The following is a 12,060-nucleotide window of genomic DNA, read 5'->3' as shown; positions in this document are numbered from 1 at the left end:
GGAGCGAGGGCGGGATGGGTCAGTTTCTTCTGAAACGCCTCTTCGATGCGGTGCCGACGGTTCTGCTCGTCCTGACCCTTGTCTTCGGGGCGATGCGGATTCTCCCGGGCGATCCGGCCCTCGCCGCCCTTGGCGACAACGCGCTGCCCGAACAGCTTGCGGCCTTTCGCGAACGGTTCGGACTCAATTTGCCGCTCTGGCGCCAATATCTCGACTTTCTGGCGGGCGTGCTGACCTTCGATCTCGGGCGCTCGCTGCTGCACAACCAGCCGGTCGTGACGCTTCTCGCCCACGCGCTTCCCTTCACGATCGAGTTGACCATCGTGGCAACCCTGATCGGCGTCACGATCGGCGTGCCGCTCGGGGTGCTCGCCGCGACACACCGCAACGAACTGCCGGATACAGGCGTGCGCCTGTTTTCCCTCATCGGCTACGCCGTGCCGGATTTCTATCTGGGGGCGCTGCTGCTCATCGGTTTATCGCTGAATCTCGGACTGTTTCCAATCAATGGCGGCGGAGAAGGCTTCTGGGACCGCTTGCATCACATCATGCTGCCTGCGCTCACCCTCGCCTTCCTCAAGGCCGCCTTCATCGGCAAGCTGACGCGCACTTCGCTGCTCGAGGTCTTCGGCAAGGACTATGTCCGCACGGCCCGCGCCAAAGGTGCGCGCGAGGGCCGCGTCATCTACCGCCATGCGCTGCGCAACGCCCTGCTGCCGCTGACGACCGGTCTCGGCATCAGCCTGCTCGCCACGCTGTCGGGCTCGGTGGCGGTCGAACTGGTGTTCAACCGGCCAGGCCTCGGGACCTTGCTGATCGGAGCGATCAGCGAACGCGACTACGCCGTCATCCAGGGCGGCATCATCGTGTTTGCGCTGCTCGTCGTGGGCGTAAACCTCATGATCGATCTGCTCTACATCGCCGTCGATCCCAGGCTGAGGGTACAGGCATGACGGTCGCCGCAGACCAGATCGATACGATCGCGCCCGAGCCGTCCCGCCTCGCCATCGCCCGGCGGGTCGTTCTGGACAGGCCCGGCACCATGGCCGCCGTCGTCCTGATCCTGCTCTTCGTCCTGATCGCGACCTTCGCGCCGCTGCTTTCACCCTATGATCCGCTCGCGCAGAGCTACACCAAGATCAATCGCGTTCCATCCTGGGATCACTGGCTCGGCACCGACCAGTTCGGCCGGGACGTGCTGTCGCGTATGATCTACGGCTCGCGGAACTCCCTCATCATCGGCGTGCTTGCGCCGTTGCTGGCTGCCATAATCGGCACCACGCTCGGGGTCGTTGCCGGCTTCTTCGGTGGCCTGGTCGACAGGATCATCTCGCGGATCATCGATCTGCTGATCTCCTTTCCCGAACTGCTCCTCGCCATCATCATCGCCGCGGCTCTGGGGGGCGGGTTCTGGAACATCGTGATCGTGCTCGCCGCCGCGTTCGTCCCGAATTTCGCGCGCGTGGCCCGGGCGCAGACCCTGACGGTGCGGGCAGAGCCCTATGTCGAGGCCGCCGTCGCCTCGGGCGTCACGACCTTTCGCATTATCGTACGGCACATCATCCCGAACATTGCAGCACCCATCGTGGTGCTGATGACGCTCTGGACCGCCTCGGCCATCCGGCTCGAGGCCTCGCTGAGCTTTCTGGGCCTCGGCACGCAGGCGCCCCAGCCGAGCTGGGGCAACATCATTCGCGACGGCCTCAACAACCTGTTCGGCTCGCCCTGGCCCGTGATCGGCGCCGGCCTCGCCATCACCGGCGTCGTGCTCGCCTTCAACCTGCTGGGCGACACCATCCGCGACGTGCTCGATCCGGAGATTTCGTCGTGAACGCCGTCGCCGAACCGCGCCCGCTGCTGCAGGTCGAAGGGCTCAGCGTCGAATTCGGCCCCAAGGGCGCGCGGCTGCGTGTGGTCGATGAGGTCAGCTTCGACATCAGGTCAGGAGAGACGGTCGGCCTGGTGGGGGAGTCGGGTTCGGGCAAGTCGATCACGGCCCTTTCGATCCTGCGCCTGGTGCCCGAGCCGCCCAGCCACCTCGCAGGTGGCCGGGTGCTGCTGGACGGCGTCGATCTGACCACCCTGCCGCGGGAGCAGCTTCCCGAGATCCGGGGCCGCGACATCGCGATGATTTTCCAGGAGCCGATGAGTTCGCTCAACCCGGTGATGCGTATCGGCGACCAGATCGGCGAAGCCATCCTCCTGCACCAGACACTCGGTGCCGCTGCGCGCCGGACGCGCGTGCTCGAACTTCTCGGACTTGTCGGAATCCCCGATCCGGAACAGCGGATCGATGCTTTTCCGCACCAGTTTTCCGGCGGCATGCGCCAGCGCGTCATGATCGCCATGGCGCTCGCCTGCAACCCGCGGCTGCTGATCGCCGACGAACCCACGACAGCGCTCGATGTCACGATCCAGGCACAGGTGCTGGCGCTCCTGCGCGATCTCAAGGCCAGGCTGGGAACGGCCACCCTCCTGATCACGCATGATCTGGGCGTCGTGGCGGAGTCCTGCCAGCGAGTGGTCGTCATGTATGCGGGTCGGGTCGTCGAAAGCGGCGGCGTGCGCGATATCTTCCGCAGGCCGTCGCACCCTTACACGCGCGCTCTGCTGCAATCGATCCCGCGGCTCGACGAAGAGCGCCGGCGCCTTCACCAAATTCCAGGCAACGTGCCTCCGCCCGGGCCGCTGCGCGCCGGCTGCGCCTTCCACACGCGCTGCACCGAAAGCCTCCCGCGTTGCGCGATGGACCGTCCTCCGGCGGTACGGATCGGGCCCGGACATGAGGCTGCCTGCTGGCTGCTGCAGGAAGCGGCCACGCCGAGCGGAGCGGAGGTGTTGGCCCGATGAACGACGTCCTCTTGTCGGTTAGGGACCTGCATAAGGTCTTCGGCGCGAAAGCTGGCCTGGGCCTTGGACGAAGCGCGCGGGATGTCCGCGCCGTCGATGGCGTGTCCTTTGACATCAGGCGTGGCGAGACCATGGCGCTGGTCGGCGAGTCAGGGTGCGGAAAATCCACGCTGGGCCGTCTCATCCTTCAATTGATCCCGCCCAGCGGCGGCGAGGTGCTGTTCGAAGGCGTCAGCCTCACCGGGCTTGGCGCGCGCCCCCTGCGTGCGATGCGTCAGCGGATGCAGATGGTCTTTCAGGATCCGTTCGGCTCATTGAGCCCGCGCCGCAGCGTAGCCGACATCGTCGCTGAACCGATCGACGCTTTCGGATTGGCGCCCTCGCGCCCGGCGCGACGCGAGATGGTTGCGCAACTCCTGCATCAGGTCGGCTTGTCGGCGTCCGTCATGGACCGCTACCCGCGCCAGTTCTCAGGCGGTCAACGCCAGAGGATCGGCATCGCCAGGGCGATCGCGGCCGGTCCGTCGTTCATCGTGGCCGACGAGCCGGTCTCCGCCCTCGACGTTTCGGTTCAGGCACAGGTCATCAACCTGATGCAGGATCTTCAGGAAGGCCGCGGCCTGACCTACCTGTTCATCGCCCACGATCTCGCCGTCGTTCGCCATATCGCGACGCGGGTGGCCGTGATGTATCTCGGGCGGATCGTCGAGATCGGTCCCAAGCGTCCGGTTTACGACACGCCGCACCACCCCTACACGCAGGCGCTTCTCTCGGCCGCGCCCAACCCGGACCCGGATGCGCCGAGGCGACAGATCGTCCTCAATGGCGATGTTCCAAGCCCAAGCAATGCACCGAGCGGCTGCGCCTTCCACAGCCGCTGCCCGATCGCGGTGGCGCGCTGCCGGAGCGAACGGCCAGAACTGAAGGCGGTCGCGTCCGACCATGCCGCCGCCTGCCATTTCGCAGAGCCAAACCCGATCCGCGCCAGCTAGCACGGATCGTTTCGCTAGGCCGTAAACCCATAAGCGGGTCGGGCCGATTCCAGCGGCGGCGATTTCGTGATTCAAGCTCCGAAAGAGGAGCTTGGCTATGGGACGCTACGAACTCAGCGATTTTGAATGGACGGCGATCGAGCCGCATCTTCCCAACAAGCCGCGCGGCGTGCCGCGGGTCGATGATCGGCGCGTCCTGAACGGTATCTTCTGGGTGCTTCGCTCGGGCGCGCCCTGGGCGGATGTGCCGGCGCGTTACGGCCCGCCGACGACGATCTACAATCGCTTCAATCGCTGGCGCAAAGCCGGCGTTTGGGATCGCCTGATGGACGCGATCACAAAGGCTTACGACGGCGACGTCCAGATGATCGACACCTCGGTCGTGCGGGTCCACCAGCAGGGTGCAACCGGAAAAAGGGGGGTCGAGATCGTTGTCTCGGTCGCTCGCGAGGCGGGCTCACCACCAAAATCCACGCCCTCGTCGATGCGAAAGGGCGCCCGATCCAGCTCAAGCTGACGGCGGGCCAGGCCAGTGACATCGCCAGCGCCGCAGAGCTGACGGGCTACCTCGCTCCGGCGCGATGCTATTGGCTGACAAGGGCTACGACGCCAACGCCCTGCGCGCGCTCGTCGGCGAACGCGGAGCCTGGGCCAACATCCCGCCCAAGAGCAATCGGAAGGACCCGATCTGCTTCAGCCGCCACCTCTACAGGGACAGGAACCTGATCGAGCGCTTCTTCAACAAGATCAAACAGTTACGCCGCATCGCCACCCGCTACGACAAGCTCGCGGAGAACTTCCTGGCAGGTCTCAAGCTCGCATGCGTCAGGATCTGGCTACGACGTAATGAGTCGACGGCCTAGGATGTTTGCGGTTTCGGATGGCGGCGGTGCCTATGCCCGAAAGCGGCCGTTCCAGGCGGCTGTAATGGACCGATGTCGTTGCAAAAGTCGGTGTTTCTGGGAGCCAAAGGTAAATAGCCTCGAGTTTTGTGGACGCCTGCGGTTCAGATTTTCTGCTGCCTTTCGAACTCGACGGGTGACAGCATACCGTTTCGGACGTGCTTGCGCTTCGGGTTGTAAAACATCTCGATATATTCGAACACGTCCTGCCGTGCCTCATCCCGGTTTCGATAGGTTCTTCGGCGTATCCGCCCGCGCTTGAGCAGATTGAAGAATCTCTCCGCCACCGCATTGTCGTGGCAGTTTCCACGCTGGCTCATCGCGTGCTCAAGGTTGTGCTGCCCGGATCACGCAGGGTCACAAAAAATTGGCACCGCATGAAATAATACCAACGGGCATCGCGGCTGACTCACGGGGTCTTTTCAGCGGTCGGTTTCGCTGATTCCATGGGCGCGAGGAGGATTCGCGCCATGCCAGCTGCGGTGAAGCTTCGGACGGACTACTCGGCTTTCGACCTGCGACGGCTTGCGGCCGTAGCCAGACACTCCAATCAGAGCCGCCGGCTTTTGTCGTTGGCGGCTGTTCTCGACGGCATGGATCGGGATCAGGCGGCGCGGATCGGCGGCATGGATCGCCAGACGCTGCGCGACTGGGTTCACCGGTTCAACGAAGGCGGCCCCGACCGGCTGAAGGACATCCCGTCGAAAGGGCATCCGCCCAGGCTCTCGACCGATCAACTCGCCGCCTTGGCGACGATCGTCGAGACCGGCCCCGACCGGGCCGTCGATGGCGTGGTGCGCTGGCGGCGCATCGATCTGCAGAAGGTCGTCCGCGAGCGCTTCGGCGTTGACTATCACGAGCGCACGATCGGCAAGCTTTTGAAGCAGATCGGCTTCTCCCATATCAGCGCGCGGCCGCACCATCCGGCTCAGGACGAGCGCACGATCGACGCCTTTAAAAAAGCTTCGCGACGACGCTGAAGGCCCATCTCGTCCATCTGCCCAGGCGCAAGTCGATTGAACTTTGGTTCCAGGACGAGGCCCGCATAGGCCAGAAGAACGGTCTGGTCCGGCAATGGGCCAGGCGCGGGACCAGGCCGCGCCAGCCTGCCGATCAACGCTACGAGAGCGCCTATCTGTTTGGGGCGATCTGCCCGGCTCGCGGTGTCGGCGCCGCGCTCGCCATGCCCTTCGCCGACACCCACGCCATGCAGGCCCATCTCGACGAGATCGCCGTGACGGTCGCAAAGGGCGCCCATGCCGTCCTGCTGCTCGACCGTGCCGGATGGCACACCACGGCCAGGCTTGTCGTGCCGAAAAACATCTCGCTGATCTTCCTGCCCTCGCGCTCGCCCGAACTGAACCCGGTCGAAAACATCTGGCAGTATCTGCGCGCCAACTGGCTCTCAAACCGCGTCTTTGACAGCTACGACGACATCATCGACGCCGCATGCGAGGCATGGAACCGCCTCGTCGATCAGCCCAAGACCATCACATCCATCGGGATGCGAGAATGGGCCCATGTCGGTCAATCATAAGGGCCATTGGTATGACATGAAACAACTGGAAAATGATAATTCGTTGACAGCAGTAGTTTAGCTGTCACGGATTGTTTCAGTCCAGTTCGGCGGATTTCGATTGGAAAATTACCAAGATAAAGTTATCCTGGTTTCCTTAAGGGCATAGCAAAGCCTGCCGAAAGCCGCCCTCTCCGGGCGGTTTTTCTTTTGTTCTGACCACGGACTTCGACTTGGCCGTTCCTCAGTAGGACGGCTTGGGCACGAACAGGCAGAACGGGCGCTGCGACGGCGCGATGACGGTTCCAGTCAGGGTTCCGCCACTGCGGCAGACATGGAAGCGTCCGTCCTTCGAGACGCGCGTCGCGCTTTCCGGCACGAAATGCCCATCATGGGTCCTGTAACCGCCCGGAACGATGCGCGGTTCAGGTTCTCTCGCATCGGCATCCAGCCCCATCGGCCAGCAATCGCGATCGCTGCAACAGTCGTACGGGTACCAACTATGCGCGTAGACAAGCCCTCCGCCCCACGGTGATGCCGCGAGACAGAGCGCCAATGCGATAATACGCATGGGTCGCTCCATTGTTTGAGGATGTCAGGCCAGCATCTTCGCAACCGACGACAAGGCAAGGCTGCGAATCGTCATCAGAATATCACAGAGGGCAAGGCGCGGGGATTGGCCTGTTGCACCGCAACATCGCCAACGCCCGCCTGGATGCGGCCACGTTCGCATTTGCTTTCATATGCGACGAATATGTCACGGCGCGAATGCGCGCTCTGGCGCAATGTAAAGCGATATCCGGCGTCGTTTCGCCGCCGGCTGGCGCATGCGCGGCGGCGCGTATCGTGCGGCACCCTTTTCTTTCGTCTCCCGGATCAGGACTTCGCGTTGAACAGCGGCGACAACGATGTCGAGCACCAGACAAGGTCGCATGGACCGCTGCGGCGCTTCCTCAAACTGATCGTCGAGGTCGATTCCTCGCGCTTTGCCTTGAGCAGGGTCAAGGCGGCGCTGATGCTGCTCGGGATTCTCGCGCTGTTTGCGGCGCTGGGCTACGGCGTGCCGGCGCTGCTCTCGCGCTACTTCTGAGCGCGCCCTCCCCGGATGGAAGGTGGCCGGCCGGTCGCGGTTCTGAGGAGGCCAGAATGTCCGCTGCCGACCGGCCGAGCCCTCCGGTTTCCCAGGAGATGCGGCGGACCTGAGCACCCGAGGGGCGTCTCGGAGCGGCCAAACTGCGGCCGCTGCCTTAAGATCGACCCTACAGCCGCAAAGCCGGGAATCAATCCAATCGGATCGATTCACCAATATTCATCGGGACTTAACCTTACCTGGAAACCAAACGGATCGGTCTTACGCCGCGTTGGCGACGATCACGCGGTTGCGGCCGGAATCCTTGGCCCGGTACAGCGCCTCGTCGGCACGCTTCATCATCTCCGCCGAGGATACATCGCCGGCGCGACGACCGGCGACGCCGATCGACACCGTCACCGTGATCGTGCGGGTGTTGCGGTGGATGTTGAAGGGCTCAGCCTCGACCCGCTCGCGAATGCGCTCGGCGACGGCATAGGCGGCGTCCAGCGTGGTGTCGGGCAATACGACGACCACTTCCTCGCCACCCATGCGGGCGACGAGGTCGATGCCGCGCGTGCAGGAGCGGACGCGATCGGCGAATTCGCGCAACACCTCATCGCCCGCATCGTGGCCCCAGGTGTCGTTGACGGTCTTGAAACGGTCGACGTCGAGGACGAGCAGGGCGAGAGAGCGGGCGCGCAGCGCCGATTCGTCGAACATGGAGCCCATGCGGCTGTCCATGAAGCGGCGGTTATGCAGCCCGGTGAGTTGGTCCATCACCGCCATTTCCATGGAGGACTGGACGCTGTCGCGAAGCTTCTCGGTGAAGCGCTTGCGGCGAACCTGGGTGCGCACCCGCGCCAGCAGTTCGTTGCGATCGATCGGGCGGATCAGGAAGTCATGCGCGCCGATCTCGAGCCCGCGCAGGATGCGGGCGCGATCCTCGGCTTCTCCCAGCATCAGCACTGAAATGTTCCGCGTCCGCTCCAGCGAACGCAGCTGGCTGCACAGGCGCAGGCCGTCATAGGCCTTCAGGTCGAGGCTGACGAGCACGCTGTCGAACTCGCCTTCGGCAGCGCGGACCAGGGCCTGATGCGGATCGGGCTCGACCTCGACGACATGGAAGGCCGAGAGCGCAACCTGCAGCCGCTCGGTCACGGTCGGGCGATCCTCGATCAGCAGGATGCGGCCGTTCAGCCCGGTTTCGGACGCAGCGGCCGCCAGCGGGTCGGCGATGCCGAGCCGGCGCGAGGCGAGAGCGCGGTTGCGCAGTTCGTCGGTCATCGACTTCAGCCGCACGAGGCTGCGCACGCGGGCAAACAGGGCGGTGTCGTCGAGCGGCTTGGTCAGGAAGTCGTCGGCGCCGGCGTCGAGACCCTTGAGGCGGTCGCTGGGCTGGTCGAGCGCGGTCACCATGACCACCGGGATATGGGCGGTGGTAGCGCCGCCCTTCAGCCTTCGGCAGACCTCGAAACCGTCCATGCCAGGCATCATGACGTCGAGCAGGACGATATCCGCCTCGCCGCGCTCGCAGATCGCCAGCGCCTCGGGTCCGTTCAGGGCCGTGACGACATCGAAATATTCCGCCGAAAGCTTCGCTTCCAGCAGCTTCACATTGGTGATGATGTCGTCGACGACCAGAACGCGGGCTGACATGGGCTTGCTTTCAGGAAATCAGGCCGGGCCGGCATAGGCGCGGACGGTCTCGAGGAACTTCACGACCGAGATCGGCTTGGAAAGGTAAGCCTCGCAGCCGCCCTCGCGAATCCGCTCCTCGTCGCCCTTCATCGCAAAGGCGGTGACGGCGATGACGGGGATGGACTTCAGGGCGTCGTCCTCCTTGATCCATTTCGTCACTTCCAACCCGGAGACCTCCGGCAGCTGAATGTCCATCAGGATCAGGTCGGGGTGATGGGTGCGCGCGAGCTCGATCGCCTCGATGCCGTCGGCGGTCTTCAGCGTCGCATAGCCATGGGCCTCGAGCAGATCGTTGAAGAGCTTCATATTGAGCTCGTTGTCCTCGACGATCAAAACGGTCTTCATGGTGCCGCCTCTCATTCGCGCCACGGGCAGAACCGGTTCGACCCGGACTTTCCAAGCTGGCGGCCTCGTTCAAGATTGACGCTAGCACGCGAGCCGTTGACGAAACGCAAACCCGATCCTCGACTCGAAGGCGCAAGATCATCATGGCAAGACTGTTGACCCCCGAACAGGCCGAGACGCTGGCGCTGCAGGGCCTTGCATTTCTGGCCTCGGAACCGGAGCGGCTGGAGCCGTTTTTGGCCACAACCGGGCTCGGACCGGCCAATCTGAGGGCTGCGGCGCAAGAACCGGGCTTTCTGCTGGCAGTGCTCGATCATCTTTCCGGCAACGATTCGCTTCTGCTCGAATTTGCCGGAAATTTAAGCCTGAATCCGGAAATCATCGGCTCGGCGCGTCAGGTTCTGTCAGGACCGCCGGGCGACATTCCGTGACCGGGCCTCCCGCCTTGCAACCGCGTATCCTGTGCCGCGACTGCCTTTGCGACCACGAGGACGGCGGCACGGCTCTGCGCCGCTGCCCGGCCTGCGGTTCGCCGCGCCTGCTGCGGCATGCCGAACGCGATGCCTTGAGCCTCGCCCATATCGATTGCGACGCGTTCTATGCCGCGATCGAGAAGCGCGACGATCCGAGCCTGCTCGACAAGCCGGTGATCATCGGCGGCGGCAAGCGCGGCGTCGTCTCGACGGCCTGCTACATCGCACGGACCTATGGCGTGCGCTCGGCCATGCCGATGTTCAAGGCGCTGAAGGCCTGCCCCGAGGCTGTCGTGGTCAAGCCGAACATGGCCAAATACGTCGCGGTCGGCCGACAGGTTCGCCAGCTGATGCAGGAGCTGACGCCGTTGGTCGAACCCATCTCGATCGACGAAGCCTTCCTCGATCTCTCCGGAACCGAGCGGCTGCACCATGCCAGCCCGGCGCTCAGCCTCGCCCGGTTTGCGCGCCGCATCGAAAACGAGATCGGGATCAGCATCTCGGTTGGCCTGTCCTATGCGAAGTTTCTCGCCAAGGTCGCCTCTGACATGGACAAGCCGCGCGGCTTCTCGATCATCGGCCGGGCCGAGGCCGTGGCATTTCTCGCCGGCAAACCCGTCGGCCTGATCCCCGGCATCGGCCAGGCCAGCGCCGCCAAGCTCGCTGAAGCCGGCTTTCGCCTGATCGGCGATCTGCGCGAGGCGCCGGTCGAAAAGCTCTTCCGGCTCGCCGGCAAGGACGGACCGCGCCTGAAGAAGCTCGCCAACGGCATCGACGAGCGCAAGGTCACGCCCGAGCGGGAGACCAAGAGCGTCTCCAGCGAAACCACGCTCGATGTCGATCTGGCGCTGTTCGACGAGTTGGAGCCGGTGCTGTGGCGGCTCTGCGAGAAGACCTCGAAAAGGCTGAAGGCGCAGGCGCTTGCCGGGCGAACCATTACGCTGAAACTGAAGACGGCCGAGTTCCACTCGATCACCCGCGCAAGCCGGCTGCCGGAGCCGACCCAGCTCGCCGGCCGGCTGTTCACTGCGGGCCGCGAATTGCTGCGGCGCGAATGCACCGGCCAGCGCTACCGCCTGATCGGCATCGGCGCGAGCGACTTCAGCAGCCCGGAGGAAGCCGACCATGGCGATCTCGCCGATGTCGCGACGCCCAGGCTGAAGGCTATGGAAGGCGCGCTCGACAAATTGCGCGCCCGCTTCGGCGACGCTTCGATCGGCAAGGGCTTGAGCCTGCGCGCGCCCGAGCGGCGGCGCGATTCCGGCGCTACTTCGCGCAATCCGCCTGAGGCAGAAGATCCAGACGCGTGAGCGTGCCGCTCAGCGCAAAGCTGCCATAGTCCAGCTTGACCGCGCCGGTGACGCCGTTTTCGTAGAGCTCGAACGCGATCGTATAGGACGGCGTGGTTTCGCCGGAGCCGACCTTGAAATAGGAGATCGTCACCGGCCAGCGCGCGAGCTTCTCGAATTCCGGTTTCTGCAGAGGCTCTTCCGACGGCTTGCTCTCGATCCGCCTGCCGATCACCGACAGCGTGTCGTAGACCTCCTTGCCGCTGTTGGCGCCGTCATAGAGCCTGACGTTGAGCGTGTTTTTGCCGGCGCGCGCCGCCTCGATGACCGCCTTCATCTGGGCGTTGGGGAACAGCGCGTCTGCATCCTCGCGGTGGGTCTCGGCCTTCGGCGCGCGCAGCCGGACGCTGTAGCCGCCGGTGGATTTCTCGGCCGTGCCGTCGACGATCTCGTTGGGCGCCTCGCCTGTCGAGCTTTCGGTCTTGAAGCGGTAATTGCCGCCGTCCCCGGCCTCGAAGCTCGTGGTGCGGGCGTCGATCGTGCGCGGCCCCCCCTCGGACATGGTCAGCTGCGTGACCTGCCGGAAGGAGAGCGCGTAGCCTTCGCAGGCATCGCCCGTGAAATCGAAGGCAATGCGCCCACGCGCCGAATCGATGCTCTTGGCCGGCTTGCTCGGATCGAGCACCAGATCGTAGACGGCACGGTGGGGCGCGAGCACGACGCGGGCCGCCGGCTGCGCGTGGGCTGTCGCGGCCATGCCGGCCAACATCGCCACCACGCCAAGACCGCCTGTCAGGCCGAAACCGTTCATGTTCATGACGACCGCCGCTCCGTTTCGTTGCCCTCACGAATCTAGGTGCAATGCGGCAATGGCGCAAACAAGGCGTGCACCCGGCTTATCGCAACGCCTGCCGGGGCTGCCG

The 12,060-nt window shown here is 64.5% G+C and carries 12 protein-coding genes and 2 pseudogenes; 9 read left to right on the top strand and 5 right to left on the bottom strand.

Annotated features, from left to right (window positions below; all coding sequences use genetic code 11):
• Positions 1–14: 14 nt before the first annotated feature.
• From AC1DZY_RS20420 to AC1DZY_RS20400, 5 genes and pseudogenes are all read left to right on the top strand, one after another.
• Entirely contained in the window at positions 15–953 is a 939-nt protein-coding gene (locus tag AC1DZY_RS20420) for an ABC transporter permease (protein ID WP_476821985.1), read from the top strand.
• Complete coding sequence (locus AC1DZY_RS20415) at positions 950–1,831, top strand: ABC transporter permease (RefSeq protein ID WP_476821984.1); 882 nt, start codon at positions 950–952, stop codon at positions 1,829–1,831. Before AC1DZY_RS20420 ends, AC1DZY_RS20415 begins: the two co-directional genes overlap by 4 nt.
• Positions 1,828–2,850 carry an ABC transporter ATP-binding protein gene (locus AC1DZY_RS20410; RefSeq protein ID WP_476821983.1) on the top strand — a complete coding sequence of 341 codons (1,023 nt, stop codon included), beginning with the start codon at positions 1,828–1,830 and terminating at the stop codon, positions 2,848–2,850. The genes AC1DZY_RS20415 and AC1DZY_RS20410 overlap by 4 nt, the downstream gene beginning before the upstream one ends.
• Positions 2,847–3,842 carry an ABC transporter ATP-binding protein gene (locus AC1DZY_RS20405; RefSeq protein WP_476821982.1) on the top strand — a complete coding sequence of 332 codons (996 nt, stop codon included), beginning with the start codon at positions 2,847–2,849 and terminating at the stop codon, positions 3,840–3,842. The genes AC1DZY_RS20410 and AC1DZY_RS20405 overlap by 4 nt, the downstream gene beginning before the upstream one ends.
• A gap of 97 nt (positions 3,843–3,939) precedes the next feature.
• A pseudogene (locus AC1DZY_RS20400) lies at positions 3,940–4,705 on the top strand (IS5 family transposase).
• A 143-nt stretch (positions 4,706–4,848) separates the two neighbouring features.
• Here the strand turns inward: AC1DZY_RS20400 and AC1DZY_RS20395 are convergent.
• Positions 4,849–5,082: pseudogene (locus AC1DZY_RS20395) on the bottom strand (IS3 family transposase); the annotation flags it as partial.
• 132 nt (positions 5,083–5,214) lie between these two features.
• Between AC1DZY_RS20395 and AC1DZY_RS20390 the strand changes: the two are divergent.
• Positions 5,215–6,281 (top strand): IS630 family transposase gene (locus AC1DZY_RS20390; protein WP_476821981.1). Its coding sequence is split into 2 segments (ribosomal slippage): positions 5,215–5,707 and positions 5,707–6,281, totalling 1,068 coding nucleotides; the frame shifts between segments, so codons are not numbered across the junction.
• A gap of 223 nt (positions 6,282–6,504) precedes the next feature.
• Here the strand turns inward: AC1DZY_RS20390 and AC1DZY_RS20385 are convergent.
• Positions 6,505–6,717 (bottom strand): hypothetical protein, encoded by a 213-nt coding sequence (locus AC1DZY_RS20385; protein ID WP_476821980.1) that lies wholly within the window; start codon positions 6,715–6,717, stop codon positions 6,505–6,507.
• A gap of 432 nt (positions 6,718–7,149) precedes the next feature.
• Between AC1DZY_RS20385 and AC1DZY_RS20380 the strand changes: the two genes are divergently transcribed.
• Positions 7,150–7,350: a hypothetical protein gene (locus AC1DZY_RS20380; protein WP_476821979.1), complete on the top strand. Its 201-nt coding sequence runs from the start codon at positions 7,150–7,152 to the stop codon at positions 7,348–7,350.
• A 261-nt stretch (positions 7,351–7,611) separates the two neighbouring features.
• Here the strand turns inward: AC1DZY_RS20380 and AC1DZY_RS20375 are convergent, their stop codons facing one another.
• Entirely contained in the window at positions 7,612–8,988 is a 1,377-nt protein-coding gene (locus AC1DZY_RS20375) for a PleD family two-component system response regulator (RefSeq protein ID WP_476821978.1), read from the bottom strand.
• A gap of 18 nt (positions 8,989–9,006) precedes the next feature.
• On the bottom strand, positions 9,007–9,375 hold the full coding sequence (locus AC1DZY_RS20370) for a response regulator (RefSeq protein ID WP_476821977.1): 369 nt from the start codon (positions 9,373–9,375) through the stop codon (positions 9,007–9,009).
• A 143-nt stretch (positions 9,376–9,518) separates the two neighbouring features.
• On the opposite strand from AC1DZY_RS20370, the gene AC1DZY_RS20365 reads away from it, so the two are divergent.
• Positions 9,519–9,806 (top strand): DUF3572 domain-containing protein, encoded by a 288-nt coding sequence (locus AC1DZY_RS20365; protein ID WP_476821976.1) that lies wholly within the window; start codon positions 9,519–9,521, stop codon positions 9,804–9,806.
• Entirely contained in the window at positions 9,803–11,158 is a 1,356-nt protein-coding gene (locus AC1DZY_RS20360) for a DNA polymerase IV (RefSeq protein ID WP_476821975.1), read from the top strand. Before AC1DZY_RS20365 ends, AC1DZY_RS20360 begins: the two co-directional genes overlap by 4 nt.
• Here AC1DZY_RS20360 and AC1DZY_RS20355 read toward each other — a convergent pair.
• A complete protein-coding gene (locus AC1DZY_RS20355; protein ID WP_476821974.1) occupies positions 11,115–11,954 on the bottom strand; it encodes a cell envelope integrity EipB family protein in 840 nt (279 codons plus the stop codon). The genes AC1DZY_RS20360 and AC1DZY_RS20355 overlap by 44 nt on opposite strands.
• Positions 11,955–12,060 lie beyond the last annotated feature (106 nt).

The organism is Allobosea sp. P2_A10, from assembly GCF_056405115.1.
Note: the sequence above shows the minus strand (reverse complement) of the source record. Positions and strands in the feature narration are given on the sequence as shown.

What these genes read in the sequence shown, in the direction of transcription:
- AC1DZY_RS20355 (WP_476821974.1), bottom strand. Translation starts at nt 11,954, where the DNA reads ATGAACATGAACGGTTTCGGCCTGACAGGCGGTCTTGGCGTGGTGGCG.
- AC1DZY_RS20370 (WP_476821977.1), bottom strand. Translation starts at nt 9,375, where the DNA reads ATGAAGACCGTTTTGATCGTCGAGGACAACGAGCTCAATATGAAGCTC.
- AC1DZY_RS20415 (WP_476821984.1), top strand. Translation starts at nt 950, where the DNA reads ATGACGGTCGCCGCAGACCAGATCGATACGATCGCGCCCGAGCCGTCC.
- AC1DZY_RS20385 (WP_476821980.1), bottom strand. Translation starts at nt 6,717, where the DNA reads ATGGGGCTGGATGCCGATGCGAGAGAACCTGAACCGCGCATCGTTCCG.
- AC1DZY_RS20405 (WP_476821982.1), top strand. Translation starts at nt 2,847, where the DNA reads ATGAACGACGTCCTCTTGTCGGTTAGGGACCTGCATAAGGTCTTCGGC.
- AC1DZY_RS20420 (WP_476821985.1), top strand. Translation starts at nt 15, where the DNA reads ATGGGTCAGTTTCTTCTGAAACGCCTCTTCGATGCGGTGCCGACGGTT.
- AC1DZY_RS20375 (WP_476821978.1), bottom strand. Translation starts at nt 8,988, where the DNA reads ATGTCAGCCCGCGTTCTGGTCGTCGACGACATCATCACCAATGTGAAG.
- AC1DZY_RS20365 (WP_476821976.1), top strand. Translation starts at nt 9,519, where the DNA reads ATGGCAAGACTGTTGACCCCCGAACAGGCCGAGACGCTGGCGCTGCAG.